This window comes from Stenotrophomonas sp. 62841_Sma (genome assembly GCF_056482945.1).
In genome coordinates this window covers 4525660-4552082 of sequence record NZ_CM151224.1, presented here as the reverse complement: position 1 = coordinate 4552082, position 26423 = coordinate 4525660, and the positions used below count along the sequence as shown (strand labels likewise).

23 protein-coding genes and 1 tRNA gene are annotated in these 26423 nt (G+C 66.8%); 13 read left to right on the top strand and 11 right to left on the bottom strand.

All coding sequences use genetic code 11. The annotated features are described in order from the left end of the window. Positions 1-23: 23 nt before the first annotated feature. Together ACZK5G_RS21210 and ACZK5G_RS21205 are read right to left on the bottom strand one after the other, a co-directional pair. Positions 24-1151: a helix-turn-helix domain-containing protein gene (locus ACZK5G_RS21210; RefSeq protein ID WP_132810963.1), complete on the bottom strand. Its 1128-nt coding sequence runs from the start codon at positions 1149-1151 to the stop codon at positions 24-26. A gap of 72 nt (positions 1152-1223) precedes the next feature. After that, positions 1224-1300 (bottom strand) — tRNA-Arg (locus ACZK5G_RS21205). A gap of 149 nt (positions 1301-1449) precedes the next feature. Here ACZK5G_RS21205 and ubiA point away from each other — a divergent pair. From ubiA to ACZK5G_RS21190, 3 genes are all read left to right on the top strand, one after another. Then, positions 1450-2343, top strand: a complete 894-nt coding sequence (ubiA, locus tag ACZK5G_RS21200; RefSeq protein ID WP_111178112.1) for a 4-hydroxybenzoate octaprenyltransferase — start codon at positions 1450-1452, stop codon at positions 2341-2343. Positions 2344-2919: 576 nt separating this feature from the next. Continuing rightward, positions 2920-4344, top strand: a complete 1425-nt coding sequence (locus ACZK5G_RS21195) for a short-chain fatty acid transporter (protein WP_176510700.1) — start codon at positions 2920-2922, stop codon at positions 4342-4344. Positions 4345-4618: 274 nt separating this feature from the next. Then, positions 4619-4783 carry a hypothetical protein gene (locus ACZK5G_RS21190; RefSeq protein WP_180848063.1) on the top strand — a complete coding sequence of 55 codons (165 nt, stop codon included), beginning with the start codon at positions 4619-4621 and terminating at the stop codon, positions 4781-4783. Between the two features lie 54 nt (positions 4784-4837). Here ACZK5G_RS21190 and ACZK5G_RS21185 read toward each other — a convergent pair whose 3' ends face one another. Next, positions 4838-5464: a YiiX/YebB-like N1pC/P60 family cysteine hydrolase gene (locus tag ACZK5G_RS21185; protein ID WP_478464704.1), complete on the bottom strand. Its 627-nt coding sequence runs from the start codon at positions 5462-5464 to the stop codon at positions 4838-4840. Positions 5465-5546: 82 nt separating this feature from the next. On the opposite strand from ACZK5G_RS21185, the gene ACZK5G_RS21180 reads away from it, so the two are divergent. The 3 genes from ACZK5G_RS21180 to ACZK5G_RS21170 all read left to right on the top strand — a co-directional run bounded on the left by ACZK5G_RS21180 (position 5547) and on the right by ACZK5G_RS21170 (position 9380). After that, positions 5547-6059: a hypothetical protein gene (locus ACZK5G_RS21180; protein WP_329893942.1), complete on the top strand. Its 513-nt coding sequence runs from the start codon at positions 5547-5549 to the stop codon at positions 6057-6059. A 73-nt stretch (positions 6060-6132) separates the two neighbouring features. Continuing rightward, positions 6133-7971 (top strand): M3 family metallopeptidase, encoded by a 1839-nt coding sequence (locus ACZK5G_RS21175; protein ID WP_478464702.1) that lies wholly within the window; start codon positions 6133-6135, stop codon positions 7969-7971. Positions 7972-8039: 68 nt separating this feature from the next. Further along, positions 8040-9380 (top strand): TPM domain-containing protein, encoded by a 1341-nt coding sequence (locus ACZK5G_RS21170; RefSeq protein WP_478466543.1) that lies wholly within the window; start codon positions 8040-8042, stop codon positions 9378-9380. A 1-nt stretch (position 9381) separates the two neighbouring features. Here the strand turns inward: ACZK5G_RS21170 and ACZK5G_RS21165 are convergent, their stop codons facing one another. After that, complete coding sequence (locus ACZK5G_RS21165) at positions 9382-10053, bottom strand: VOC family protein (protein ID WP_049400830.1); 672 nt, start codon at positions 10051-10053, stop codon at positions 9382-9384. A 105-nt stretch (positions 10054-10158) separates the two neighbouring features. Then, a complete protein-coding gene (locus tag ACZK5G_RS21160; RefSeq protein ID WP_478464700.1) occupies positions 10159-10974 on the bottom strand; it encodes an AraC family transcriptional regulator in 816 nt (271 codons plus the stop codon). A 200-nt stretch (positions 10975-11174) separates the two neighbouring features. Here ACZK5G_RS21160 and ACZK5G_RS21155 point away from each other — a divergent pair, with 200 nt between their 5' ends. Together ACZK5G_RS21155 and ACZK5G_RS21150 are read left to right on the top strand one after the other, a co-directional pair. Beyond that, positions 11175-13577: a TonB-dependent receptor plug domain-containing protein gene (locus tag ACZK5G_RS21155; protein ID WP_478464699.1), complete on the top strand. Its 2403-nt coding sequence runs from the start codon at positions 11175-11177 to the stop codon at positions 13575-13577. Continuing rightward, positions 13577-14878, top strand: coding sequence for an aminotransferase class V-fold PLP-dependent enzyme (locus ACZK5G_RS21150; RefSeq protein ID WP_478464697.1), 1302 nt, complete (start codon positions 13577-13579; stop codon positions 14876-14878). The genes ACZK5G_RS21155 and ACZK5G_RS21150 overlap by 1 nt, the downstream gene beginning before the upstream one ends. 165 nt (positions 14879-15043) lie before the next feature. On the opposite strand, the gene ACZK5G_RS21145 is transcribed toward ACZK5G_RS21150, so the two are convergent. Genes ACZK5G_RS21145 through ACZK5G_RS21130 form a run of 4 tightly spaced genes read right to left on the bottom strand, consistent with a single transcriptional unit; the run spans position 15044 to position 18916 of the window. Then, on the bottom strand, positions 15044-16558 hold the full coding sequence (locus tag ACZK5G_RS21145; protein ID WP_478464696.1) for an aminotransferase-like domain-containing protein: 1515 nt from the start codon (positions 16556-16558) through the stop codon (positions 15044-15046). A 9-nt stretch (positions 16559-16567) separates the two neighbouring features. Further along, a complete protein-coding gene (locus ACZK5G_RS21140; RefSeq protein WP_329914493.1) occupies positions 16568-17167 on the bottom strand; it encodes a DUF6436 domain-containing protein in 600 nt (199 codons plus the stop codon). Beyond that, positions 17167-17445, bottom strand: coding sequence for a hypothetical protein (locus ACZK5G_RS21135; RefSeq protein ID WP_005414763.1), 279 nt, complete (start codon positions 17443-17445; stop codon positions 17167-17169). The genes ACZK5G_RS21140 and ACZK5G_RS21135 overlap by 1 nt, the downstream gene beginning before the upstream one ends. Before the next feature lie 55 nt (positions 17446-17500). After that, on the bottom strand, positions 17501-18916 hold the full coding sequence (locus ACZK5G_RS21130) for an aminotransferase-like domain-containing protein (RefSeq protein ID WP_121504200.1): 1416 nt from the start codon (positions 18914-18916) through the stop codon (positions 17501-17503). Positions 18917-19099: 183 nt separating this feature from the next. Between ACZK5G_RS21130 and cyoA the strand changes: the two genes are divergently transcribed. The 5 genes from cyoA (at position 19100) to ACZK5G_RS21105 (ending at position 23767) form a co-directional block, all read left to right on the top strand. Continuing rightward, positions 19100-20005, top strand: coding sequence for a ubiquinol oxidase subunit II (gene cyoA, locus ACZK5G_RS21125; protein WP_049421129.1), 906 nt, complete (start codon positions 19100-19102; stop codon positions 20003-20005). Positions 20006-20010: 5 nt separating this feature from the next. Then, positions 20011-21987, top strand: a complete 1977-nt coding sequence (gene cyoB / locus ACZK5G_RS21120; RefSeq protein ID WP_478464694.1) for a cytochrome o ubiquinol oxidase subunit I — start codon at positions 20011-20013, stop codon at positions 21985-21987. Further along, positions 21984-22619: a cytochrome o ubiquinol oxidase subunit III gene (cyoC, locus tag ACZK5G_RS21115; protein WP_012512371.1), complete on the top strand. Its 636-nt coding sequence runs from the start codon at positions 21984-21986 to the stop codon at positions 22617-22619. The genes cyoB and cyoC overlap by 4 nt, the downstream gene beginning before the upstream one ends. Position 22620: 1 nt before the next feature. After that, complete coding sequence (gene cyoD / locus ACZK5G_RS21110) at positions 22621-22953, top strand: cytochrome o ubiquinol oxidase subunit IV (RefSeq protein ID WP_006399830.1); 333 nt, start codon at positions 22621-22623, stop codon at positions 22951-22953. A gap of 142 nt (positions 22954-23095) precedes the next feature. Next, a complete protein-coding gene (locus ACZK5G_RS21105; protein ID WP_478466541.1) occupies positions 23096-23767 on the top strand; it encodes an SCO family protein in 672 nt (223 codons plus the stop codon). A gap of 165 nt (positions 23768-23932) precedes the next feature. Here the strand turns inward: ACZK5G_RS21105 and ACZK5G_RS21100 are convergent, their stop codons facing one another. Together ACZK5G_RS21100 and ACZK5G_RS21095 are read right to left on the bottom strand one after the other, a co-directional pair. Further along, positions 23933-24526 (bottom strand): S8 family serine peptidase, encoded by a 594-nt coding sequence (locus ACZK5G_RS21100; RefSeq protein WP_006399785.1) that lies wholly within the window; start codon positions 24524-24526, stop codon positions 23933-23935. Next, a complete protein-coding gene (locus ACZK5G_RS21095; protein WP_478464692.1) occupies positions 24526-26292 on the bottom strand; it encodes a S8 family serine peptidase in 1767 nt (588 codons plus the stop codon). The genes ACZK5G_RS21100 and ACZK5G_RS21095 overlap by 1 nt, the downstream gene beginning before the upstream one ends. Between the last annotated feature and the right edge of the window lie 131 nt (positions 26293-26423).

The following is a 26423-nucleotide window of genomic DNA, read 5'->3' as shown; positions in this document are numbered from 1 at the left end:
ACCGGGCGTGAAGGATTGGACGTTCAGTCGGACGTGGTGCGACGGCGCCGGTACTCGCTGGGTGTCTGCCCGGTGGCGCGCTTGAACGCACTGTTGAAGGTCGACTTGCTGCCGAAGCCGGCAGCGAGGCCGATGTCCAGCACGCTGCGGAGGTCGGACGGATCGGACAGGCACGTTCTCGCTGCAGCCACACGGAAGCCGGTCACGAACTCGGAAAAGTTCTGGCCCAGGCCCTGGTTGAGCGCCTGCGAGACCTGGTTGGATGACCAGCCGCTGCGCTGGCTGAGGGACTGGAGATCCAGCCCGGGCGCCTCATGCAGGCGTTCGTCCTGCATCAATGCAGTCAGCGCGCTGGCAATGGCCGCGCACTGCGTTGCATCGATGCCCGAGCGTTCGTAGCGTGCGCGGGGCGTATCCTCGGCGGATGCAGGCATGTCCATCAGGACGGGTGCCGAAGTGACCACACGTGCACGCAGCTGCTGGCGTACGGCCTGGCACGCCAGCAGGTACATACCTGCCGTGGTCACCAGGCTGAGCCCGATGCTGGCCAACAGCGGGGCGGCATCCGGCGGCCACCGGTTCATCGCGCTGGCCAGCCAGCAGCCCGCCATCACGATCGCCAGCCCGCGCAGTCCGCTGCGTTGGATGGCGGTTCCGCGCGGAGCCGAAGGCGTGCGCAGTGACAGCCACAGCGTGGCCAGCAGGTAGGGCGTGCCCTGCAGCAGCCAGCCATGGAAGCTGAGCTGGAACAGCGCCTTGCCGAGCGGCGAGGGTTCGAAAGGCGCAACAGCATTCAACAGGGAAATGACGAACGCGAGCATGGCCGGCAGCAGATGCGCCAGCGGCAGCAACGAAGTGTGGTCCGGCGCAGGGGACAGCAGCGCACGTGCGTGGCCGTACAGCAGCGGACCGAGCAGATAGACCAGCGGCACCTCGATGACCCGCAGCCAGCGCACCGCATCGGCCGACAGCCAGGCCTGGCCACCCAGCAGCACTAGCCCGGACAGGCTGGCGGTAGCAAAACAGGCGAAGAACGCAGTGAGCAGCAGATTGCCACGCCCCGTGCGGCCGACGCTTACGCCGGTGGACAATGCGGCCAGGCCGAGAATCGCAGCGCCTGCCGCCAGCTGCAGCAGATCCGATGGCGTCATGCCTGCAGTGTTGATGAAGCACGCGGCAACGTCCAGCGCGGGCTGGCAGCGTGCAGGCAGCAAGGGGGAAGATGGCGCGCCCGGAGGGATTCGAACCCCCGACCAATGGCTTCGGAAGCCACTACTCTATCCGGCTGAGCTACGGGCGCGTTGTAGAACCGCCGCGCCATCGACCAGTGCCGGGGCGGGCATCGCATCGCCATGGAGCGGTGCGGGACCGGCATTCTATCCAGTTTCGCCGAACAAATCTCCCCCCATGGGCAAAGCCCTGCCAGAGGCGCAGGAGTATCCTATCGCCATGGCTGATACCCCCCTTATTTCGCCGCAGTCGCCGGCGACGCCGCGTTGGCGGCATTACTGGAGTCTGATGCGCGCTGATCGCCCGATCGGCACGTTGCTGCTGCTGTGGCCCACCTGGTGGGCGTTGTGGCTGGCTGCGGGCGGCCTGCCGCCGCTATGGACGCTGTTCGTGTTCACTGCCGGCGTGTGGCTGACCCGTTCGGCCGGTTGCGTCATCAACGACTACGCCGACCGCTGGCTCGACCCGCATGTGGAGCGCACCAAGGCCCGTCCGCTGGCCACCGGCGCAATCAGCGGCCGTGCCGCGCTGGCACTGTTCGCGGTGCTGATGCTGGTGGCCTTCGGCCTGGTGCTGACCCTGAACGGGCTGACCATCGGCCTGAGCTTCATCGGCGTGTTCCTGGCCGCCAGCTACCCGTACCTGAAGCGCTATACCCATCTGCCGCAGGTCTACCTGGGCATGTCGTTCGGCTGGGGTATCCCGATGGCGTTCGCTGCGGTGCAGGGCGAGGTGCCGATGCTGGGCTGGCTGCTGTATGCCGGCAACATCCTGTGGTCCACCGCCTACGACACCTGGTATGCCATGGTCGACCGCGAGGACGATCTGAAGATGGGCTCGCATTCCACCGCGATCCTGTTCGGTGATCTCGACCTGGTCATCCAGGGCGTGCTGTACGCGCTGTTCCTGGCCACGATGGCGCTGGTCGGCGTGCGCGGCGGGCTGGGTGGGTACTACCTGGCCGGCGTGGCGGTGGCCACCGTTCTGGTGGTGTACGAGTTCTGGATCTGCCGAAACCGCGAGCGCGGCCCGTGCTTCAAGGCGTTCCTGCACAACAACTGGGTGGGCGCCGCGCTGTTCGCCGGCATCGCCGTGGACCTGGCGCTGCGTTGAGCCCAAGGTGAGGTAGAGCCGGCCGCTGGCCGGCTGTACCCGTATGCGGTCCCGAGGTTGCCGGCCAGCGGCCGGCACTACCGCCTTCCACCACCTGGGATGATGCTTGGATCTGGTAGAGCCGGCCGCTGGCCGGCTGCACCCGTGCGCGATCCCGAGGTTGCCGGCCAGCGGCCGGCACTACCGCCTTCCATCACCTGGGATGATGCTTGGATCTGGTAGAGCCGGCCGCTGGCCGGCTGCACCCGTATGCAGTCCCGAGGTTGCCGGCCAGCGGCCGGCACTACCGCCTTCCACCACCTGCGATGATGCTTGGATCTGGTAGAGCCGGCCGCTGGCCGGCTGCACCCGTGTGCGATCCCGAGGTTGCCGGCCAGCGGCCGGCACTACCATCCCGCCACCTACGACGATCCTTGAGTTTGGTAGAGCCGGCCGCTGGCCGGCTGCACCCGTGCGCGATCCCGAAGTTGCCGGCCAGCGGCCGGCACTACCATCCCGCCACCTACGACCAATAGGTGGCAGACAGCCCGCACCCCACCGCCCAGAATCGATCCATCGAACCTGGGAGGGTAGGCGATGGCCTCGACGGCAGCAGTACAGGACGGCTGGATGGCGCGCGCTGCGCTGCGCTCGGCCGCCTGGGCGGAAAAGTGGTTCCCCGATGCGTACGTGTTCGCGGTGCTGGGCGTGGTCATCGTCGCGCTGGCCGCGATGGGCTTCGGCTCGACCCCGCAGGCCACCGCCAGCGCCTTCGGTGATGGCTTCTGGAGCCTGATTCCCTTCACCATGCAGATGGCCTTCGTGGTCATCGGTGGCTACGCCGTGGCCACTGCACCGGTGGTCGCACGCTTCATCGATTTCCTCGCCCGTGTGCCGCGCACCGGCCGTGGTGCGGTGGTGTACGTGGGCCTGGTCAGCATGCTGGCCTCGCTGCTCAGCTGGGGCTTCTCGCTGGTGTTCGGCGGCCTGCTGGTGCGCGCGTTGGCGCGCCGTACCGAACTGCGCATGGACTACCGCGCGGCTGGTGCTTCGGCCTATCTCGGTCTGGGTGCGGTGTGGGCGATGGGGCTGAGTTCCTCGGCCGCGCAGCTGCAGGCCAATCCGGCCAGCATGCCGCCAGGGCTGGTCGAGATCACCGGCGTTCTGCCGTTCACCGAAACCATCTTCCTGTGGCAGTCGATCGCGCTGACCTCGGTGCTGATCCTGGTTTCGCTGCTGATCGCCTGGCTGACCGCACCGGCTGCCGGCAGTGCGCGTACCGCTGAGGATTTCCCCGGCGCCGCGCAGGCCGAGCCGGAACCGCTGCAGCGCCGCACGCGCCCGGGTGAGTGGCTGGAATACAGCCCGCTGCTGACTGTGCTGCTCTCGTTGCTGGCGTTCGGCTGGCTGTTCAACGAGTTCGCCAACAAGCCGGTGGTCACCGCCATCGCCAACCTCAATACCTATAATTTCATGTTCATTTCGCTGGGTCTGCTGCTGCACTGGCGGCCGCGCAGCTTCCTCAACGCGGTGGCCAAGGCCGTGCCCAGCACCACCGGCGTGTTGATCCAGTTCCCGCTGTACGGTGGTATCGCGATGATCCTCACCCATGCTGCCGGCGGCGATGGGCAGACACTGGCGCACCGCCTGTCGAGCCTGTTCGTGCACGTGGCCAGCACCGATACCTTCGCGCTGGTGATGGGCGTCTATTCGGCGGTGCTGGGCTTCTTCGTGCCCTCCGGTGGCGGCAAGTGGATCATCGAGGCGCCGTACGTGATGCAGGCCGCCAATGAACTGAAGGCACACCTGGGCTGGGCGGTGCAGGTCTACAACGCAGCCGAAGCGCTGCCGAACCTGATCAACCCGTTCTGGATGCTGCCGCTGCTGGGTGTGCTGGGCCTGAAGGCACGCGACATCGTCGGCTTCACCTTCATCCAGCTGCTGGTGCACATTCCGCTGGTGCTGGGCCTGCTGTGGCTGCTGGGCATGACCCTGGCGTATGTGCCACCGGTGATGCCCTGAAAGCAGGGTTGGCCTCCCTGCGTGAGCCGGGACGCCAGCCTCGTTCAGCGCGTGTTTCCGGCGGCGAACGCCATGAATGCGCGGACCCGCGCCGCCTGCATGAGCACATGCCGAACCTGCATGAATCCTTCAGCCGCTTGTGCTGCAAGGGGCTCTGCGCGTTCATTCACAGGCGTACACACAGGTGTAGCCGTCCGCCAACGCGCGATTAACTCTTCGCTGCAGACGATGGCCGCGTCCACCGCATTCCGCGCGTGGCTTTCGGAGAACGGACATGGCACAGCAGAACCAGAACCCGAACCAGAAGCAGCAAGGCCAGCAGAACCAGCAGGATCAGCAGCAGGGGCGTCGTGACCAACAGCAACAGCAGCAACAACAGCAGGATCAGCAGCGCAAAGAGCGCAACCAGCAGCAGGGCGGCCACGACGAAGAAGAATGACCGCGCCGCGCATGCGGAGTGACCGGTGAAGCCCCGCCTTGCGCGGGGCTTCGCTTATTCCAGCCCCCCGATGCGCTGCAGCACCGGCGCCGCCGACATGTCGTTCGGATTGGTGCCAGGCTGATCCTGCGGCACCTCCATGCCCATGCCGCGGTACAGATCAATCCAGTGCTGGGCGATCTGCCCGGTCTGCGGATTGCGGAAGTTCATCGGCTGCAACGCGAATACATGGTGCGCACGAAACGCACGTTCGATGAAGTCGGAACAGTAGTAGCTGTCCTCGTTCAACACATACGACGTGTTGTACGGCTTGCCCAGCATCGTGCGCGCGGTGGCGACCGCATCCTTGATCGCCGCCTGCTGCGGCGCGCGCAGGCGATAGACCACGATCTGCCGCTGCTTGGCGCGCGCCTCCTGGCGGAATTCGACCAGCGATTGCCGGCGCGATCCTTTCTCGTCTGCATGCAATACCTCCCAGCCCTTCGGCGCGGAAGCGACCAGCGCGACGTGATCGAAGCTGGGCGCGCCCTGCTTGCCGGTGGCATCGTCGATGGCCGCACTGAGACCGCTGCGGCCGGCGGTGACGAACAGCAGGTCGCCTTCCTGGACATCGACGGCCCTCGCCACCGCCGGCCACAGGGCGGGCAGCAGCAGGCCGATCAGGAGCAGGAGGCGATGCATGAGGACTCTCAGACAAGCGGAATGCCTGAATTGTAGGGTGCGCGGTAGCATGGAGCGACCGGACCGGATTCAGGATGTGCCCATGTGTCGATACCGTTCTGCCGCAGTGCTGATGCTTGCCTGTGGCGCGGTGCTGGCAGCCTGCGCGCCAGTGCCGCAGGCACCGCAGACCGCGACCGAAGCCTCACCTGCCGCAGCGGCGCCGGCGACCACCGTCGCCGAGCCAACAGCTGTGGCTGCACGCAGTGAGTGCCCCTACCCGGAATTCGATACGTTCCTGAAGCATTTCGGCAACGAGATCGCGCTGCAGGAAAAGACCACCGCCGATCCGCTGCTGGACAGCTACATCGATGCAGAGGCCGAGCCGGAACCGCGCAAGGTGGAAAGCCGGCTGGCGCGGGCCGATGTCGAGTGGCCGGTGATGCCTGATCCCGCCGCACTGGCCGGGCAGGGCCGCGAAATGCAGGTCAGCCTCCTGGCCGATGGACAGCGGCAGGTGCAGATCCGTACGCCGGACAGCAGCGACCAGCAGACCTATACCTTTGCGCAGGCGCCGTGCTGGACGCTGGTCAAGCGTGAGGATGAGTCGATCTGATGGCTGATCCGGCACAGGCGCGGCGGGCCAGCGGCTGCTAGGCTCGATCCCTGGTCCAGGCAGGGAGACGCCGATGCAGGCTTTCAGGAAGCGCACCACCACCGCCGCCATTGCCGCCGTATTGGCGATAGTCCCGTTCAGCGGCGCGCAGGCACAGTCGGTGCATGCCGATGACCGCACCTACTTCGCCAGCGCCGCGTCCGAACAGACCGCGCGCGACGCGTTGGGCAAGCGCGTCGAGGCCCTGCAGCAGGCGTCCACCCTCGCACCGGCGGAACGCTTCCAGCAGGCCGAGGCACTGGAGGCGCAGTGCCTGCGGCATCTCGGCTACCTGCATCTGCAGTCCGCCCGCAACGCGCGCGATCTTCGCCCGGCACAGGCGATGGAGCAGGCAGCGGGGCTGTGCAGCCGCATCGCTCGCAGTGGTCGCGCCGCACTGCGCGAGGCGCCCGCAGATGCGGCGTGGGCAGCACCGTATGGCTTCCTGCGCACTCGGGCGCTGAAGGAGGCTGCCACCCCGGCCAACGCCGCGCTTGATGAGGCCGTGGAGGCACTGGCCGATCCGGCGCTGGACAGCTTCGCGCGCCTGCGCGGGCAGATCCTGCGCAGCGCCGAGTATCCGCAGATCGAGCACGGCGGTCGTCACTGGGACACCGGACGCGACAAGCAGCTGCTGGCCCAGCAGCCCGACCGCGCCCTGCGCGAGGCCGGCTGGAAGGGCTACTGGCAGGGGCTGCACTCGCGCCGTGAGCCGATGGCCTCGGTGCTGCTGGGGCTGGTGCAGGTGAATGACGCCGCCGCACGCCTGCAGGGCGACGGCTCGGCGCCGGCATATGGCTACCAGCGCATGGGCCTGGATACTGCCGCAGTGGATGCAACGCTGGTGGCGATCGAACGGCACGCTGGGGACCGCCGTGCCTACCAGGACATGCTGCTGCGCCACGCTGCGCGATCCGGCATCGACGCGCCGCAGATCTGGGATACCACCGTGCCCGATGCCGGCTATACGCCACCAGTGCTGACGTTGGCGCAGCTGCGTGACAACGCCGCCGATGCCATGCAGCACCTGGGGCCGGCGTACGTCGCCGAACTGCGCGCGCTGCTCGATCCCGCCAACCAGCGCATGGATCTGGCCACCGAACGTGGTGACCGCAGCCAGGACGCGTTCCCGGTGAGCGCTCCCGGTGTGCCGGCAATGCTGTTCGTTGGCCTGCGCCGTGGTGATCTGGAAAGCGACGTCGAGATCGCCCATGAAGCCGGTCATGCCGTGCACGGCGAGTGGATGCAGCGCGGTCATGCGTCGCCGCTGCAGCGCAATGGCAGCCAGTGGCTGACCGAGGCGTTCGCGATCTACAACGAGCTGCGCTTCCGCGACCAGCTGTACCAGCAGGCAGAAGATCCGCGCGCCAAAGCCTATTACCTGAAATCGCTGCTGGACGACATGGTGCTGCAGCTGTTCACCTCTTCCGAGGAAGCGCAGCTGGAGCAGTCGATCTATCGGGGCGTGGCCGCCGGCACGCTGGGCACCGCCGATGACCTGGACGCGCTGACCGGGCAGGTGCTGGCGCGCTTCGGCCAGCAACCGGAGCGCTACCCGCAGCTGCGCAACACCTGGATCGGTAAGCGCCTGATGTATGAAGACCCGAACTATCTGGTGAACTACCTGTATGCGGGGCTGCTGGCCGTGCAGCTGTACGTGCAGGACCAGCGCGACCCCGAAGGGTTCCGTGAGCGCTATCTTGCCGTGCTTGGCGAGGGCTTCGACCGCGCGCCGAGCGAGCAGGTGGCGCAACTGCTGGGGCACGCGCCTGACTGGGCGGCCCTGGTGGATGCCGATCTGCAGGTGTTCAACCAGACGGCGGCGCAGCTGCAGGCGCTGCATGCGCAGATCGAGGCAGGGCAGGGTACGTGAACCCGGCGCGCCCCTTGCAGCAGGCGGCCGCCACCGTGTGGCTGCTGTTGCTGCTGTGCCTGCTGCCGATGGCAGCGCTGGCGGCAATCCCGGTCCCGGCGCTGGACGATCCCGTGGTGGACACTGCCAACGCGCTGTCCGTTGAAACCCGCGCCACCCTGCGCAGGCAGGCGCTGCAGCTGCAAGCGCGGAAAGGTGCACAGCTGCAGGTGCTGGTGGTACCCAGCGTGGGCAGCGAAGGCATCGAGGCCTATGCACAGCGGGTGTTCGATCAGTGGCAGCTGGGGCGCGCCGGTGTCGACGATGGTGTGCTGCTGTTGGTGGCGGTGCAGGACCGCCGCGTACGCATCCAGACCGGCTATGGCCTGGAAGGAGCGCTACCGGACGCGTACGCCGCTCGCATCATCGACAACGCGATCGTGCCGCGCTTCCGTGAGGGCGATGTCGACCAGGGCGTGCTCGATGGCACGACGATCATGGTGGCGCTGATCGATGGCGAGGACCTGCCGGCATGGGAAGAACCGTCGGCCAGCAATGTGCTGCCTGCGGACTGGCGACGCGCAGACTCGGTGGTGGCGTTGACCCTGCTGGCCGGTTTCCTGGCCGGGCTGTGGCGCTCGCCGCCGCCCCTCCCGCCGGCGAAGACCGAGGACGATTTCAGCGGCAGCCGTCGGGAGCGGCGGCGCAAGGCACTGGCCGCCAATGCATCGGCACCAAAACCAACCTGGCCGACCTTGCCGGCCTGGGGGCGCCCGATGCTGGTGACCGCTGTTGTGGGTGCGGGCATGCTCTCCGTGGCGCTGCTGCTGCCACGCCATGTGCTGCCGGGCCTGTGCTTCGTGCTGGCTCTGGGTGTGCCGGTGGCGACCCTGCTGGGCTGGTGCTGGCGCCGCAGCCGAGGTGTGCGCATCGTGCTGTGCGGGATGCTGATGCTCAGCGTGCTCTTCCTTGTGCAGGCGCTGCTGCGTGGCCAGCTGCCACCGAGCCTGGCCCGGCACCTGCTGCTGCAGGCCGCCGCGGGCGTTGTCACCCTGATGGTGTTCCTGCTGGTGCAGGCCTGCCGAACACGCTGGAAGAAGAACCGCAGCAGCTTCATCGTCCGCATGACGGTGCTGGTGCTGTTGACCCTCGGCTATGCCGCGGGCGCGTTGCTGGCGATCCATCGTGCCGAAGGTGACGATCCACGATTGCTGGCGATGATCGTGTCCGGGGTGTGTGGCGTACTGCTGTACTTCGTGTGGTTGTTCACCATGCTGCCGGGCGAGCGCGCACGCGGCCGGGCTTCATCATCCCGCGAACGCACGTCGTCCCGTTCGTCGTCCTCGTCGAGTTCGTCGTCGAGCAGCTCCAGCAGCTGGTCTGGAGGCGGCGGCCGCAGCGGCGGCGGCGGCGCGTCCGGCAGCTGGTAGTTCAGGTCGCCTGTACCCTCCAGCCGAGCGCGGCGTCCTCCACAACACCCGGGCCGGCCACGTCGCCGACCTGCAGCTGCAAGCCGCGCGCGTTCGGCAGGTCCTTCTGCTCGGGGAACCAGCGTCGATCCGCAGCGACCACGATCAGCAGGCCCTCGTCGTCGCCCATCGGCGCGAACTGCGGCGAAGGCGGGCTGATCGGTTGCAGGCCGAACCGCAGGCTGGACTGTTCGCGCACAGCGTCGACATCGTGGCTGGGCAGGCCGACTTCGCTCAGGCAGGTCAGTTCGCTGCCGTGGAACGCACCTTCGCGCGCGCTGGCCGGCAAACGGCGGCGGCCGATCAGTTCCAGGATCAGGCCGTCAGGGCCAGTGAAGTACACCGACTGCGACTGCCAGCTGCTCTCCAGCGCGAAGTAGTCAAGTCCCGCCGGATTGCGTTGCAGCGGCGTGCGCTCACGCAACCAGGTCATCGCCTCGCTGAAGCGGTTGTCCGGTACGTTGAAGGCCAGGTGCACGCCACCGACCGGATGATCAGCTGCCGGCTGCAGTTCGATCGTGCTCCAGCCGATGTGCACATGATTGCCGACCACGCGCTGCTGCAGCACGTCGTGGAAATATGCAGCGATGGTGGTGACGTCGGACACCGGGAGGGTGAGGTGAAGCAGGCGCATGATCGATCCTCCGTGGAGCGCATGCACCGAGTGTAGACCTGGCGGGATTGCGTGGGTGTCACCGCGGGCGCAACGATTCGTTGCGGTGGGTGCCGCGCTCGAAGATCACTCCACTGGCAGCCAGATTTCCACGCCGCCGTTGCCGCTGTGCTCATCGAAACGCATGTCGTAGCGTTCCAGATCGGGGGCATCGGCAAGGCTGAGCCCGGAGCCGGGCAGGTAGTGATCCAGCAGCCAGAACCAGGTCGAGCGGATGGTCGAGATGTGCCCGCCGTGCCAGGCCACCAGGTAGCGGCGCGGCGGAATGTCCACGCGTTGCCAGTGCGCAGGGACGCTCGGCACCGCGCTGGCCGGCAGCGCGGCGACGTAGTCGAAGCCGCCGTCGTCATCGCTGTTGCAGCACACGCCGAAGCTGATCGGCGCCGGCGCCGGCCATTCCCGGTTGAGCTGTGCCCACTGCCCGGGAATCGCACCGCCGCTATCGCGGGTATGCCGCATGCCGATACCCGCGACCTGGAAAGCAGGGGTATCGAGCAGGCGCGGCGCTTCACCGCAGGCAGCCGGCGCATCGTCCACGCGGATCGCCTGCACCAGCGCCAGTCCATCGGTACCTTGTTCGCGTACCTGCTCCGGGGTCTGCCCGAACTGTTCGCTGAAGGCGCGGGTGAACGCGGCATGGGTGGTGTAGCCCGCGCCCAGTGCCACCTGCAGGATGTCGCCCGCCCCGTTGGCCAGCCGCTGCGCGGCAGCGGTCAGGCGCCGTCCCCGCAGATAACGCACCACCGAGGTGCCGGTACGGGCCTGGAACAGGCGTGACAGATGGAACGGCGAAAGCCCCGCTGCGGCGGCAATATCGGCCAGTGCCAATGGCCGGTCCGCATGGGTTTCGATGTACCACAACGCCTTGCCTGCCGCGCTCATCCTGCCGTTCCCCGAATCCAATGCCGGCACAGTAGCGGATCGGCAGGCGCCGCGTTTAGCAGTTCTTGCGCTGCAGCGGCATCAAGCTGTCGCACTGACGTCATGGCTCCTTCACAGATCGCGCCGAGACTGCGCGCCTTGTCCAGGCCTGCGATATCCCTGCAGGTGCTGGCCCTGTCGCGTCCTCCCGGAGCCCTGCCGTGCATCGTTCGAAGCTTTCGCGTTCCATCCTCCTCGCCCTTTCCATGGCCAGCGCAGGAGGCGCGATCGCAGCGCAGGCCGATGCGGTCGATGCCCCGGCGGGCAGCCGTGCGGCGCCCACCCAGCTCGACGCGATGCTGGTCACCGGCACCCGCGCCTCCAACCGCACCCAGTTCGAAACGTTGGCGCCGGTGGACGTGTTCACCAAGGAAGACATCAAGTCCGTTGAATCCACCGACCTGAAGGACGTGCTGGCGCAGCTGGTGCCGTCGTTCGTGGTGCAGCGCCTGCCGATGGCGGATGGTCAGGTGTTCGTGCGCCCGGCCACGCTGCGTGGCCTGTCGCCGGATCAGACGTTGGTGCTGGTCAACGGTCGTCGCTTCCACCGCAGCGCGCTGCTCGGCAACCGTGGCGCGCAGGCGGCCGACCTGGCACAGATTCCGACCAGTGCGATCAAGCGCATCGAAGTGCTGCGCGATGGTGCGTCGGCGCAGTACGGCTCGGATGCCATTGCCGGCGTCATCAACATCATTCTGGAGGATGGCCCCGGTACCGAGATCACCGCCGGCTATTCGCAGTATGCGCAGGGCGATGGCGCCTCGCGCGATTTCAGCGCACGCACCGGCTGGTCGCTGGGTGACTATGGCAGCCTGGTGCTGTTCGCCGAATCGTCCAACTCCGACGCCACCTCCCGCACCCGCCAGCGCCCGGATGCGATCGCCTTCCAGGCCGCGCATCCGGATCTGGACGTGCCCAACCCGGTACAGCGCTGGGGCCAGCCGGAACTGGAAAGCCGCCGTGTCGGCTTCAACGTGAAGGCCAATGCCAGCGACACGCTGGAGTTGTATGCGTTCGGCCTGTACAGCCACAGCGATGGCGTCAGCGATTTCAACTGGCGCAATCCGGACACCACCACCGGTGCCTACCGCACCACGGCGATCTTCCCCGGCTGGAACCTGCGTTCGATCTATCCAGTGGGGTTCAGCCCGCAGTACGGCAACGTCCAGAACGACCTGCAACTGGTCGGTGGCCTGCGTGGCGAGATCACCCCGAAGCTGCGCTGGGATGTCAGCGCGTCGTATGGCCGCAACGCCATCGACTACAGCCTGAAGAATTCGATCAACGCCTCGCTCGGCCCGGCCAGCCCGACCGCATTCGATCTCGGCCGCCTGACCCAGACCGAGAAGAACGCCAACGCCGACTTCAACTACGAGTGGGATGTGGCTGCGCTGTCCAAGCCGATCAACGTAGCCTTCGGTGGCGAGTTCCGCCAGGAGACCTACCAGGTGCGTGCCGGTGATCCGGCTTCGTACGCAGTGGGCCCGGGCGCTGCCGCTGGCCTGGAAGCCAACTCCAACGGTGCGCCGGGCTTCTCGGCCAGCCAGGCTGGGCAGTGGAGCCAGCGCAGCAAGGCCGCCTACGTGGATATGGAAGTGCCGCTGGGCGAGCGCTGGAGCATCGGTGCGGCCAGCCGCTACGAGGATTTCTCCAGCTTCGGCAGCACGCTGGACGGCAAGCTCTCGGCGCGTTTCGCGATCACCCCGGACGTGGCCCTGCGCGGCACGGTGTCCACCGGCTTCCGCGCACCGACACCGGCGCAGCTCAATACCACCAGCACCACCCAGGGCCTGGATACGCGTACGCTGCAGATCTTCACCAGTGGCCGCCTGTCACCGAACGACCCGCTGGCGCAGATGCTCGGCGCCAGGCCGCTGAAGCCGGAAGAATCGCGTACCGCGTCGCTGGGCCTGACCTGGCGCACCGACCTGGGACTGTCCGGCTCGGTGGATGTCTACCAGATCAAGCTCACCGACCGCTTCAGCCAGTCGGCCAGCTTCGCCATTCCGGCCGGCACGCCGAATCCGCTGGGCTATACCTCGGTGAACTACTTCACCAACGACTTCGATACCACCACCACCGGCGTGGACGTGGTCGGCAACTACCTGCGCGACCTCGGCGCCGGCCGCATGACGCTGACCCTGGCCTACAACTACAACCGTACGCGGGTGGACAACGGCAGCACCTCGGTGGCCACCAACGAAACCCAGCGCGTGCTGTTCGAAGACCGCCTGCCCGAGCACAAGGGCAGCCTGACCGGCAGCTGGGACATCGGTGCCTGGTCGTTGATGGCGCGCATGCGCTACTACGGTGCCTGGACCGACGCCAGCGGCAATGCGGTGGGCGACATCTACCAGCGCTTCGGCGCGATGAGCTTCCTCGACCTCGCCGTGGGGTACCGCATCAACGAGCACCACAGCCTGCGCGTGGGTGCCGACAACGTGCTCGACCGCTATCCGGATGAGGCGGTCTTCCAGGCCAGCCGCGGCCTGGTTTACTCGCGCAACGCACCGTACGACACCGATGGCGCCAACCTGTACGCGCAGTACCGGTTGAGCTTCTGATGGACCGTACCCGCCGCTCCCTGCTGCGTGCCGGCACCTTGCTGCCCGCCGCAGCCGCATTGTCGTCACTGCCCGCCATGGCCGCCGCGCGTTACGCTGCGCCCATGCAGATTCCCGCAACGACCGTGGCGCCGGACGTGCTGGCCCGCGATGAAGGCTATTGGGCCTCCGTGGCCAGCCACTTCGACATCACCGATGAAGTGAACCACCTGGAGAACGGCTACTGGGGTGCAATGGGCCGCGAGACGCTGGCGAGCTACCAGCGCCACACCGCTGAAGTGAACCGTGGCAACGCCTGGTACGGCCGTCGTGAGTTCCCGGCGCAGTACACGGCGGTGCAGCGGCAGGTGGCCGAGCTGCTGGGCGTGGGTGCCGACGAGATTGCACTGACCCGCGGCGCCACCGAGGCGATGCTGGCCCTGATTGGCGGCTACAACCGTCTGCAGCCCGGCGACCAGGTGCTGTATGCCGACATCGACTACGACAGCATGATCGGCGCGATGCGCTGGCTGCAGCAGCGTCGCGGCGTGCAGGTCGAGCGTATCGCGCTACCGGCCGTGCCCGACCACGCGCAGATCCTGCAGGCCTACGAGGCCGCATTCGCGCGGCTGCCACGCCTGAAGCTGGTGCTGCTGACCCAGGTCAGCCATCGCCATGGGCTGGTGCTGCCGGTGGCCGAGATCGCCGAACGTGCGCGTGCACGTGGTATCGACGTGATCGTCGATGCGGCGCATGGGTTCGGCCAGATCGACTACGCGGTGCCGCAGCTCAAGGCTGATTTCGTCGGCATCAATCTGCACAAGTGGATCGGTGCGCCGGTCGGCGTCGGCGCGATGTACGTGCGCAAGGGCCGTGTGGCCGATCTTGACCCGTACATGGGGGAGACCGACGACGGCCGCGTGGGCAGCCGCGTGCATACCGGTACGGTCAACTTCGCCGCCTACCTGGCGCTGCCGGAAGCGATTTTCCTGCACCAGCGTATCGGCGTAGCCAACAAGCAGGCGCGCCTGCGTTACCTGCGCGAGCGCTGGACGGTACCGGCGCGGCAGATGGCACATATCGAAGTGCTGTCCTCACCGGATCCGGCGTTGGCGAGTGCATTGGCCAGCTTCCGCCTGCGCGGGCGTACCAGCGTGGCCGACAACATCGCGCTGCAGAAGCGCCTGCTGGATGAGCATCGCGTGTTCACTACTCATCGCGACGGGTTGGAGTCCGGCGCGTGCGTGCGGGTGACACCGTCGGTGTTCACCCGGCCTGAGCAGATGGATGCGTTGGTGCAGGCGCTGGACGCCCTGGCCTGACCCTGCTTTGGTGGGTGCCAACCTTGGTTGGCACATTCCGTCCGTGCCGGGGAATCTTCCGCCGGGCATGGCCCGGCGCTACCGCATCCCGGGCGCCGCGCATCCACGCATGGCGTGGATTTACGGCTCTGGTAGGTGCCAACCTTGGTTGGCACTTCCTTGCGCCTACCGCTCGATGGCCGGCAACGCATCCGACAACAACAACCGGTCGATCCTCCGCAGCGCACTTTCCAGCTGCCGACGATCCGCCGCCAGTCCCAGCGACAGCCGCACGCCACTCTGATGCAATACCCCCGGCGGGCAGAACGCCGATGACGGCGCAATCGCCAGCCCCTGCAGCTGTGCGGTACGCACCAGCGTGGCATCGGTCCACGGCGCGGGTATCCGGCACCACGCATGCAGGCCCTCTGCCCGCTGCAGCAGCGATGGCGCCAGCAGGTAGCGCGCCATGCGCATGCGCTCGCGCGCCTCGGTGCGCACCTGCGCCAGCAGTGACTGCGCCGAACCATCCAGCAGCAGCTGGCTGGCCAACGCCGAGACCAGCGGATGGCCCATCAACCGCGTCGCCCGCAGTGCGGCCGTCATCGCCTCGGCATGCGCGGCGCTCGGGCAACGCACGAAGGCGGTGCGCAGGCCGGGGCTGATCACCTTCGACAGTGTCGCCACGTAGAACACATGACGCGGTGCCAGCGTTGCCAGTGGTATCGGCGCCTCCTCGGCGAGGTGCCAGTACGGATCGTCTTCGATCGCAAGCAGGCCTTCGCTTTCCAGCACGCGCGCCAGCGCTTCGCGCCGATGCAGCGGCAGGGTCAGTGCGGTCGGGTTCTGGCAGGTGGGATTGAGATAGACCAGCCGCGCACCGCTACTACGCGCCTGCCGCAGCAGCGCCTCGGGGCACATGCCGTGCTCGTCGCTGTCCACCGGCAGCAAGCGCCGACCCAGTGCGGCGGCCGCCTGCAGCAGGCCCGGATAGACCAGCGCATCGCACAGGATCGCGTCGTCGTCGCGTCCCTGGCTGACCAGGATCGACGCCAGCGCCACCTGTGCACCCTCGGTCAGCAGCAGGCAGGCATCGTCCACCTTTCCCAGCATCGGCTGCAGCCAGCGCGCCGCTGCGTGGCGGTCGGTCGGGTTACCGCCGCCCAGGTGATAGGTCATCAGGTTCGGTGCGTTGCTGCGCGCAAGCACGGCGGCGGCACCGCGGCGCAGCGTCTCGGCCAGCGCATCGGCATCGGGCACCGGTGGCACGTTCATGCTCAGGTCCACCACCTGGTCGAAGCCGGCCTTGGGCGGTGCGATGAAACTGCCCTGTGGTCCACGCGCTTCGATCAGGCCACGCTTGCGTGCTTCATCGAAGGCGCGGGTGACCGTTGTCAGGTCGATACCGAGCTGCTGCGCCAACGCGCGTTGCGAAGGCAGGCGCTGTCCCGGTGCGAGACCACCGCGGCGCACCGTGCGTTCCAGCGAGTTGACGATGCGCAGGTAGATCGGCCCGCTGTGCGCGAGTACGTCCTGCACCCATTCGCGGGCTGCGACATCCGGTCGCGGCATGTACGGAGCATGTCGGGGCGTATCGTTGCTTCCAACGGCGGGAGCCTGTCCATAACCATCGGTCGGTTCGGACAGGTGACCGCCGTTGTTGTTTGCGGCGGCCACGCCGGCCAGCGTCAGTGATGTCATTGCGCGTCCTCAGCGCTTGGCCTGCCAGGGGCAGTAGCAGCCCACGGCAAGCAGTCCTTTCGGGCGCACGGTCTCGCCGCGCACCAGTCTGTCCAGCAGCGGTTCGACGAAGCTGTTGGCCGAGTTGCAGACCATGCCGATGCTGTACGGTCCTGCGTAGGCGAGGTGGCCCTGGCGATCCCAGATGGCTACGGCGGGGCTGGCCGGAATGTGTTCGATGCCGTCGATGGTCGGCAGGTTGATCACCTTGTTGCGCAGTGGCTCGGGCAGCTCGCCCTGCGTACCCGGGCGGCGGATGGCATAGAAGTCGATGCCGGCGCGGCGGTACATGCTGATCAGGTAGCTCAGGTGCGCACCGGTCTCGCGGTTGCACACGCCGCAGGCCGGGTCCCATAAATGCACCACGCGGATGCGGCCGGTATCACCGGCCAGATCGGCCGGCAGGCGCAGCTGCGAATCGTCGAAGACGATGGCCTGTTCGGTGAAGGTGGACTGCGCGCTGTAGCCGAAGTACTGCCACAGCGCAGCTGCCACGCCGGCCATGAACAGGCAGGCGAGGGCGATCATCGTCGGCAGCAGCCAGCGGCGACGCGGCGCGGCTGCGCCCATCAGGAATCTTCCCGGCCGAACTTGTGCACGTACTGCTTGCGCATCTCGCGGCAGGAATCGGCCTGCGCGCGGCGCTGGATCTCGCTACGCGACGGATCCTCGCTGCGCTGCACGCACTGCTCGATGGCGTGGCGTTCGGCGGCCTGCACATCCACGGTCTGCGGCTGCAGGCAGACCCAGGCCAGCGCGGCCAGCATCAGCACCACAAAGCCGCCGCACCCGGCCATCACCAGGTGGAACTTCAGTTTCTCGGCGCGCATCGATGCACGTCCCTTCATCCATACATTGCATACAAAATATCATCTTGTATGGATAAAGCGCCATGCGCCCCGTTCAGACGATGGCGTTGTGGCGTGCCTCGGGGGCCTCGGACAGGATCTCGTTCAGCTTGGCGAGTGCCCCGGCCAGCGCGCCCTGGTCGACCGCGCCGCCCAACGACAGGCGGATCGCATTGCCCGGTGGCGGTTCTTCCACGCTGAAGGCATCGGAGCTGGCAATGCCCAGCCCCTGCTCCTGTGCGGCCTGGATCAACCGGTACTGGTCGAGCCGCGGCGGCAGCGGCAGCCACACATGCAGGCCGGCCGGATGCGCCTGGGCACGGGCCGGCAGGTAACGGGCGGCAATGGCCTGGCGCTCGCGCAGTTCCTGCTGGAAGCGCTGCACCATGTCCTGGGCCTGGCCGCTGCGGATCCACTGCGAGGCCACCGCCACCATCGACTGGGTCGGCATCAGTGCAATTGCGCGCAGCGCATCCAGCACCGGTTCCATCGGCTCGCCGGCCGGCACCACCAGATAGGCGGTGCGCAGGCCCGGGGCCAGGCACTTGGACAGGGTGGAGATGTAATAGACCGGGCAGCCGGCATCGCGGTGCGCGGCCAGCGGCGGCGCGGCGTCTCCGGCCAGCAACCAGTAGGGATCGTCTTCGATCACGGTCAGATCGTGGCGCTTCGAGACCGCCAGCAGGGCCTGCCTGCGTTGTGCCGACATCGTCGCCGTGGTCGGGTTCTGGATGGTCGGCACCAGGTACAGCAGGCGCGGGCGGCGTAGCTGGCAGGCCTCCTCCAGTGCGTCGGGGAGCATGCCTTCGGCGTCCATCGCCACTGGCACCACGCCCCGCTGCAGCACGCGCGCGGCGGCCAGCAGGCCCGGGTAGGTCAGCTGCTCGGCGGCAATCAGCTCGCCCGGCTGGGTGCGGGCCAGGATCAGCGCGCACAGTGCGGTCTGCGCACCGGGGCAGATCACCACCTGGTCGGCACCGACCGTCCCCAGCATCGGTGACAGCCACTGCACAGCGGCGGCGCGGTCCTCGCGGGTGCCGGCGCCGACGTGGTAGCTCATCAGTTCGCCCTGGCCCAGCTGCTGGCCCACGTGCTGGAAACCGGCCTCCATGCCCTGTGCGAACGGCGCGCTGCCCAGCAGCGGCGGGATGTTCATGCTCAGGTCCACCGAGGTGCTGCGGTTGCCGGCCGACAGCGCGATGAAGGTACCGCCAGCGCCTTGGGCGTCGAGCAGGCCGGCCTGGCGCAGCTCGGCGAAGGCACGGGTGACCGTGGTCAGGTCCACGCCCACCTGCTGGGCCAGGTCGCGCTGCGGCGGCAGGCGGTCGCCCGGGCGCAGCACGCCGTCATCCACCGCCTCGCGCACCTGCTGGGCAATCTGCAGGTACAGCGGGCCGGCGCCCTCGCGGAAGGGGCGAACCCAGGTGCGATTGGGGTGTTTCAGGCGGCGGCCGGCGGCAGGTGGCGTCATCGGTCAGTTTTTTCCATACGTGCAGATGCACAAGTCCATACAATGCTGTATCTTGTATGGGCTTGATTGGAGTGGCTCGCCTTTTTGTAGGCGACCTCGTACCCACAGTGTAGCCGCTCCACGCCCGGGCGCTGCGCGCAGGCGAGCCGGTCAAGCGCGCTTCTTCAACAGGGTTGACCTCCAATGAATATCTGCTGGAACCGCATCCGCCTGGCGCTGGTCGCCCTGGCCTGCGTCGGCCTGTCGGGCTGTGACTGGGTGCTGCTGGATTCGAAGGGCATGGTCGGGCTCGCCCAGCGCGACCTGATCCTGATCTGCATCGGCCTGATGCTGATCGTGGTGATACCGGCCATCGTGCTGACCTTCGTGTTCGCCTGGCGCTACCGCGCCGGCAATACCAAAGCCAAATACATGCCTGACTGGTCGCACTCCACCAAAGTGGAGATCGTGGTCTGGGGCGTGCCGCTGATCATCATCGCGGTGCTGGCGGTGATCGTGTGGAAGTCCACCCACGAGCTGGACCCCTACAAGCCGCTGGACGTGGCCGGTGAGCCGCTGCACGTGGACGTGATCGCCACCGACTGGAAGTGGGTGTTCGTGTATCCGGACCTCGGCATCGCCACGGTCAACCAGCTCAACTTCCCGGTCGACCGCCCGCTGGCGTTCAACATCACCTCCAACTCGACGATGAACACCTTCTTCATCCCGCAGCTGGGTGGGCAGATCTACGCGATGGCCGGCATGCGCACGCAGCTGCACCTGATCGCCAACGAGCCCGGCCAGTTCCGTGGCATGTCCGGCAACTACAGCGGGCATGGCTTCTCGAACATGAAGTTCATCGCCACCGCCAGCAGCAACGAAGAGTTCGAGCGCTGGGTGGCCGAGGTGCGCAGCGCGCCGGACGCCCTCAGCTTCACGCAGTTCAAGGCGCTGGCCGCGCCGTCGAAGAACGCACCGGTGCAGCACTTCTCCAGTGTTGAACCACTGCTGTTCAAGAAGGTCATCGACCAGTTCATCGGCGTTGGTGAGAACACCGCTGCTGCGACCCCGGCGGGCGCTGCCGGTGGTGCCCAGGTTTCCCAGGAGTAACGAACATGTTGGGTAAATTGACGTGGGAGGCCGTGCCGCTGCACGAGCCGATCGTCGTGGTCACATTGGCGGCCATGGTGCTGGGTGGCCTCGCGCTGCTTGGCGCGGTGACGTACTTCAAGCTGTGGGGCCCGCTGTGGCGTGACTGGTTCACCACCGTGGACCACAAGAAGATCGGCATCATGTACGTGGTGGTAGCGCTGGTCATGCTGGTGCGTGGCTTTGCCGATGCGCTGATGATGCGCGCGCAGCTGGCCGCGGCTGGCCCGGGCAGTGACGGCTTCCTGCCACCTGAGCACTACGACCAGATCTTCACCGCGCACGGCGTGATCATGATCTTCTTCGTGGCCACCCCGTTCGTGGTCGGCCTGATGAACATCATCGTGCCGCTGCAGATCGGCGCGCGCGACATGGCGTTCCCGTTCCTCAACGCCTTCAGCTTCTGGATCTTCGTGGTCGGCGCCGCGTTGATGATGATCTCGCTGGGCGTTGGCGAATTCGCCATGACCGGCTGGGTGGCCTATCCGCCGCTGTCGGGCATCGAGTTCAGTCCAGGCGTGGGCGTGGACTACTACATCTGGGCATTGCAGGCTTCGGGCATCGGCACCTTGCTGACCGGCGTCAACCTGTTCATCACCATCCTGCGCATGCGTGCGCCGGGCATGACCCTGATGAAGATGCCGGTGTTCACCTGGACCGTGCTGGTCACCAGCGTGATCATCATCGCCGCCTTCCCGATCCTGACCGTGGCGCTGGGTGCGCTCACCCTGGACCGCTACCTGGACTTCAACTTCTACACCAACACGTTGGGTGGCAACCCGATGATGTACGTGAACCTGGTGTGGGCCTGGGGCCATCCGGAGGTGTACATCCTGGTGCTGCCGGCATTCGGCATCTTCTCTGAAGTGACTGCCACGTTCGCGCGCAAGAAGCTGTTCGGCTACAAGTCGATGGTGGGCGCCACCCTGGCGATCGGCATCCTGTCGTTCATCGTCTGGCTGCACCACTTCTTCACCATGGGTTCCGGTGCCAGCGTCAATGCCTTCTTCGGCATCATGACGATGATCATCGCCATTCCCACCGGCGTGAAGATCTTCACCTGGCTGTTCACCATGTACGGTGGCCGCGTCGAGTTCAGCGTGCCGATGCTGTGGACCGTCGCCTTCCTGGTCACCTTCACCATCGGTGGCATGACCGGCGTGCTGCTGGCCATTCCGGGCGCGGACTTCCTGCTGCACAACAGCCTGTTCCTGGTCGCGCACTTCCACAACACCATCATCGGCGGCGCGCTGTTCGGCTACCTGGCCGGCTTCGCCTACTGGTTCCCGAAGGTGTTCGGCTTCACCCTCAACGAGCGCCTGGGCAAGTGGTCGTTCGCTTGCTGGGTGATCGGTTTCTACCTGGCCTTCATGCCGCTGTACATGCTCGGCTTCATGGGCATGACCCGCCGCATGAACCAGTACGACAACCCGGCGTGGACGCCGTACCTGATCGCCGCCTTCATCGGTGCACTGTTCGTGTTCGCGGGCATCATCCTGATGCTGGTGCAGATCTACGTGAGCGTGCGCGACCGCAAGCGCAACCTGGACCTGACCGGCGACCCGTGGAATGCACGCACGCTGGAATGGGCCACGCCGTCGCCGCCGCCGTTCTACAACTTCGCCGTGGTGCCCAAGGCCGATGAGCTGGATGCCTTCCACGAAGCGAAGAAGCGTGGCCTGCCGCCGCCGCCGAAGAAGTACGCGCCGATCCACATGCCGAAGAACACCGGCGTGCCGCTGATCCTCAACATCTGGATCCTGGTGCTGTGCTTCGCCCTGGTCTGGCACATCTGGTGGATGGCCGCGGCCAGCTTCATCGCGATGATCGTGACCCTGATCGTGCGGTCCTACGACGAGGACGTGGACTACTACGTCAGTTCCGAAGAGGTGGCGCGCACCGAAGCGGCCAACCTTGCCAAGCTGAAGGAGGTACGCGCATGAACCTGTTGACCCGCCCGGAGCTGGCCAGCGACACGCAGGCGCACGAGGACCACCACGAACACGACCACGGCCACGAACAGGGCGGCATGAAGGTGTTCGGCATGTGGGTCTACCTCATGTCCGACCTGGTGCTGTTCGGTTCGTTGTTCGCCTCGTACGCGGTGCTCAGCACCGCCTACGCCGGCGGCCCCACCGGCAAGGACCTGTTCTCGCTGCCGTTCGTGATGGCCGAGACCTTCCTGCTGCTGGTCTCCAGCATCACCTACGGCCAGGCCGTGCTGGCGATGCATCGCCACGACACCTCGGCGGTGCTGCGCTGGCTGGGCGTGACCTTCGTGCTTGGTGCCTCGTTCATCGGCATGGAGATCTACGAGTTCTCGCACCTGATCCACGAAGGCGCGGGCCCCAGCACCAGTGCCTACCTGTCGGCGTTCTTCGCGCTGGTCGCCACCCACGGCCTGCACGTGGCCAGCGGCCTGATCTGGATGGCGGTGGTCATGCACCAGGTCTACAGCCGCGGCCTGACCCCGACCAACATCACCCGCGTGTCGTGCCTGAGCCTGTTCTGGCACTTCCTGGACCTGGTGTGGATCTGCGTCTTCACCTTCGTCTACCTGATCGGAGCCTTCTGACATGGCCCACGTCGAAACCTCGCGCGCCGGCAATGCGCACGGCTCCACCAAGTCCTACCTGATCGGCTTCGTGCTGTGCGCGCTGCTGACCGTGGTGCCGTTCGCGCTGGTGATGAACCCGGTGCTGTCGCGGCCGCTCACGCTGTTCCTGCTGGTCGGCTTCGCGGTGGCGCAGATCCTGGTGCAGCTGGTCTATTTCCTGCACATGGACCGTAAGTCCGAAGGTGGCTGGAACCTGGCCAGCTTCGTGTTCACCCTGGTGATCCTGTTCATCGTCGTCGCACTGTCGGTCTGGATCATCTGGAGCATGCACTACCACATGATGATCAACTGACCGTGGCCGGGGTGATCGGCATGGACCGCGCGATCACCCCGGCACCTCCGTCCTCTTTCCCCCACGGGCAGGCCTGACCGAGACCCCGCCCGCGTCTGCGTTGGTGGTACCCGTGAAGCGCTCTGCTGCTGTTGCCCGTTCGTTGTTCTCTCCCCGTTTCCGCCTGCCGCTGCTGGCAGGCCTGGCCATCGGCCTGCTGGCCGGCTGCAGTGCGCAGTCGCGCATGGACTTCTATTCCAAGGACATCGCCTGCGAAGAACTCGGCCAGCAGTGGTCGATGCCCGACAGCCACGGCACCGTGCGTGGGCCGAAGGACCTGCAGGGGCAGGTGACCTACCTGTTCTTCGGCTTCACCAGCTGCCCGGACGTGTGCCCGACCACCATGGTCGAGCTCAGCCAGGTCAAGCACCTGATGGGCAAGGATGCCGACCAGTTGCAGGTAGTGTTCGTCAGTGTCGACCCAGCGCGTGATACGCCGGAGGTTGCGCGCACCTACGTGGAAGCCTTCGACCCCAAGGCGATCGCACTGGTCGGCAACGAAGCGCAACTGGCCGCGATGGCCAGCGACTTCAAGGCGTTCTACGAAAAGGAACCCGGCCCGGTGCCGGACACCTACACCATGAGCCATATCGCCGGCGGCTACGTGTTTGATCGCCAAGGCCGTCTGCGCCTGTTCGCGCCCTACGGCATGCCGGTGGACAAGCTGTTCTCGGACGTGCAGCGCCTGCTGCTCGAGCCTGGCCATCCGGCCGCCGGCAACGGCCCGCTGGCCAGCTGCCACCTCAAGCAAGGCGACACGCTCGCCGCCCGGTAATCCTGGGCCATGCCCGGCTGATGCCGCCTGTTCGTCGCGCCCGCTGCCCCGGTAGGTGTCGACCTTGGTCGACACGTGGGTGCCGACCGTTGGTCGGCACACCCCCCCACACCAATCCCCCGGCCGGCCAGGAGAGCCAACCGGCCGGGGGCACCACTCAACGCCTTACTTGGTTTCTTCCCACTGCACCACGTCCGGCTCGGCCGCCTTGATGCCGGCGGTCGACAGCAGCTTGGTGGTCGCATCCAGTGCCGCGTTCACCGACGGATACTCCACAATCGCGCGGCCCGAGGCCTTGGATACCTTCACCACGGTGCCGCCGGTGGCGGTGGCCGCACGCTGCGCCGAAGCCGCATCGGTGAAGAACACCTTGACCCGCGAGGTCGCCACGACCGGCGCGCCATCGTTGGAGACAGCGGCCGCAAACTTGCTGGCACCGGCATCCGCACGTGCGGCCACACCGGTAGACGCATCCGTGGACCGCTTGCTGCGGGTGCCGACGGCCGCCGCGCTGGCATCAGCCCCGGTGGTGATCCGGAACTGGCCGCCGCTGGCCTGCTGCACGGTTGCCGACGGTGCCAGCTGGAAGCGCGAGCCGCCCACATTGAACGAACGGCCAGTGGCCTCCGCCTTCAACTGCTGCGTGTCTACGGTCGACAAGGTCTTCGCCGGAGGTGTCTGGCCCGAGCTCTGTGCCCAGGCGGTGGTGGTCATCGCCGCGAGGGCGAGGGTGCTCAACAGAATGGTCGTCTTCATCATCAGTGCCCCAGAACGCGGATCTTGAAGAATTCGAGGTTGCCACGCGATGCAGCGTTCGCGGCCTGCCCCAGGTCGGTGACTTCCAGTGTCCAGGTGCCCGTGGCGTTCTCATCCAGGAAGGCATTGCTGGACAGCAGGTCCCAGTTGGTGAAGTTGCGCTGGACGCCATTGAGGCCAGAGCCGATGGCGGTGAATGCCGGTTGCACCACGCTGCGGGTGCCACTGGGCGAGATCAGCACGAACTGCAGCTGGCGGGTGTTGCTGTGGTTGACGCGGAAGCCGAGCTGCACGCTCTCGATGTTGCGCGCACCGTTGGCGAGCTGGAAGGTCAGGCGCGCCGCGGCCGCCGAGGTATTGCCGATGGCCACGGTACGCGTCGTGTTGCGCCAGCCACTATCCACCAGTGCACCCAGCGGCTGGAAGTCTTCTGCGACCTGTACCGCGCGTGCCGCGTTGACCACACCGAAACCGTACCAGTTGCTGTAGGCACGGCCGGCGGCATTCACCGTCCAGCCCGGCACCAGCACGCGGCCGTCGGAGTGGGTCACCGCTGCCCGGTTCGGATCGGTGCGGGTGGCGGTGGTGGCCAGGATGTACTTCACATCGCGGTAGGACAGGTTCGGGTTGGTCTCCAGCAGCAGCGCCGCCACGCCCGACACCATCGGCGTGGCCGCCGAGGTGCCGTTCATCTTGCCGGTGTAGTTGCAGGTGCTGTCGATGGCAGACTGGTCGCCGTCCAAAGTGTTGCGCAGGCTCGTGTTCTTGTTGCTTCCCTGCGCGCAGCCGATGACATCGGTGGTGAGGATGGCCGGATCGTAGCGGATCGCCAGCTGCCCCGGCACGACCTGCCGCTGCCAACCATTCTCACCGCCGAAGCCGGACACCCACAGCGCCGAGCCGGTGGACGAGTAGGACGAGCGCACGCCATCGGCGCGCACGGCGGCAACGGTGATCACGTTGAACAGGTTGTTACGCGGGTCGCGACCGGCCGGAATGCAACCCGTGTTGCGGTTCTTGGTGTCTGCCGAGCAGATGTCGGTGCCATCCGAGCGTGCGCCGTTGTTGTGGTTGTTGCCTGCGGCCTTCACGTAGATGCCACCGCGGCCGCCACGGGTGCCGGACATGGCCTGCTCATAGGCGGCGATGTCGTTCTGGCTGTAGGCCAGCGGCAGGTTGGGGTTGCCCGGGCTGGAGCCCCAGCTGTTGTTGAAGACCCCCACGTCGGCCACTTCGGCGCCGTCCCACCACGAGTACTCGATGTTGGAATTCGAATTGCCCTGGGCATTGGACGCCAGGAAGTTGAAGCCCTTCAGGGTGGCCGCCGAGGCCACGCCGCGCACGCCCAGATTGTTGGCACCTACTGCACCGGCGATGCCGCCGACCATGGTGCCGTGATTGTCGCGGTCCGGATTGGACGGTGAAGGGTTGTTGCTCTGGTTGGCGAAGTTCTTGCCGGCGACCGCCGCAACGTTGGCGGCCAGGTCCGGGTGTGCGATCTGCAGGCCGTCATCGACGATGGCGATGGTGACGCCTTGGCCACGGATGCCATTGCGGAACAGGCCATCCACGTTCAGATCGTTGCCAGCCACCGGCAGGGTATCGCCCAGTACGGCCTGTCCGGTGTTGAGCAGATGCCACTGGCGCCCGGCCAGTGGATCGGCCTGCTGGGCCTGGGCGGTGGCGGCCAGGCTGCCCAGCACCAGGGCAGTGGCAAGGGCCAGGCGCGCGGAGCGCGGTGGCGCGGAGCGTTGCGTGTGTCGCTTCATACACGAATCCTTCTGTTGTGAATCGGCATGGCAGGACGGCGGGGCGGAACTGCCCCATCGCAACGAGCCAAACGCGACACAACGAACAACCCCCTACCTCTTCACACTCCCAATCTGCAGATGTGCCGATT

Excerpts from the sequence above, each read along its gene's own strand:
- ACZK5G_RS21210 (WP_132810963.1), bottom strand. The coding sequence starts at position 1,151 with ATGACGCCATCGGATCTGCTGCAGCTGGCGGCAGGCGCTGCGATTCTC.
- ubiA (WP_111178112.1), top strand. The coding sequence starts at position 1,450 with ATGGCTGATACCCCCCTTATTTCGCCGCAGTCGCCGGCGACGCCGCGT.
- ACZK5G_RS21195 (WP_176510700.1), top strand. The coding sequence starts at position 2,920 with ATGGCCTCGACGGCAGCAGTACAGGACGGCTGGATGGCGCGCGCTGCG.
- ACZK5G_RS21190 (WP_180848063.1), top strand. The coding sequence starts at position 4,619 with ATGGCACAGCAGAACCAGAACCCGAACCAGAAGCAGCAAGGCCAGCAG.
- ACZK5G_RS21185 (WP_478464704.1), bottom strand. The coding sequence starts at position 5,464 with ATGCATCGCCTCCTGCTCCTGATCGGCCTGCTGCTGCCCGCCCTGTGG.
- ACZK5G_RS21180 (WP_329893942.1), top strand. The coding sequence starts at position 5,547 with ATGTGTCGATACCGTTCTGCCGCAGTGCTGATGCTTGCCTGTGGCGCG.
- ACZK5G_RS21175 (WP_478464702.1), top strand. The coding sequence starts at position 6,133 with ATGCAGGCTTTCAGGAAGCGCACCACCACCGCCGCCATTGCCGCCGTA.
- ACZK5G_RS21170 (WP_478466543.1), top strand. The coding sequence starts at position 8,040 with ATGGCAGCGCTGGCGGCAATCCCGGTCCCGGCGCTGGACGATCCCGTG.
- ACZK5G_RS21165 (WP_049400830.1), bottom strand. The coding sequence starts at position 10,053 with ATGCGCCTGCTTCACCTCACCCTCCCGGTGTCCGACGTCACCACCATC.
- ACZK5G_RS21160 (WP_478464700.1), bottom strand. The coding sequence starts at position 10,974 with ATGAGCGCGGCAGGCAAGGCGTTGTGGTACATCGAAACCCATGCGGAC.
- ACZK5G_RS21150 (WP_478464697.1), top strand. The coding sequence starts at position 13,577 with ATGGACCGTACCCGCCGCTCCCTGCTGCGTGCCGGCACCTTGCTGCCC.
- ACZK5G_RS21145 (WP_478464696.1), bottom strand. The coding sequence starts at position 16,558 with ATGACATCACTGACGCTGGCCGGCGTGGCCGCCGCAAACAACAACGGC.
- ACZK5G_RS21140 (WP_329914493.1), bottom strand. The coding sequence starts at position 17,167 with ATGGGCGCAGCCGCGCCGCGTCGCCGCTGGCTGCTGCCGACGATGATC.
- ACZK5G_RS21135 (WP_005414763.1), bottom strand. The coding sequence starts at position 17,445 with ATGAAGGGACGTGCATCGATGCGCGCCGAGAAACTGAAGTTCCACCTG.
- ACZK5G_RS21130 (WP_121504200.1), bottom strand. The coding sequence starts at position 18,916 with ATGACGCCACCTGCCGCCGGCCGCCGCCTGAAACACCCCAATCGCACC.
- cyoA (WP_049421129.1), top strand. The coding sequence starts at position 19,100 with ATGAATATCTGCTGGAACCGCATCCGCCTGGCGCTGGTCGCCCTGGCC.
- cyoB (WP_478464694.1), top strand. The coding sequence starts at position 20,011 with ATGTTGGGTAAATTGACGTGGGAGGCCGTGCCGCTGCACGAGCCGATC.
- cyoC (WP_012512371.1), top strand. The coding sequence starts at position 21,984 with ATGAACCTGTTGACCCGCCCGGAGCTGGCCAGCGACACGCAGGCGCAC.
- cyoD (WP_006399830.1), top strand. The coding sequence starts at position 22,621 with ATGGCCCACGTCGAAACCTCGCGCGCCGGCAATGCGCACGGCTCCACC.
- ACZK5G_RS21100 (WP_006399785.1), bottom strand. The coding sequence starts at position 24,526 with ATGATGAAGACGACCATTCTGTTGAGCACCCTCGCCCTCGCGGCGATG.
- ACZK5G_RS21095 (WP_478464692.1), bottom strand. The coding sequence starts at position 26,292 with ATGAAGCGACACACGCAACGCTCCGCGCCACCGCGCTCCGCGCGCCTG.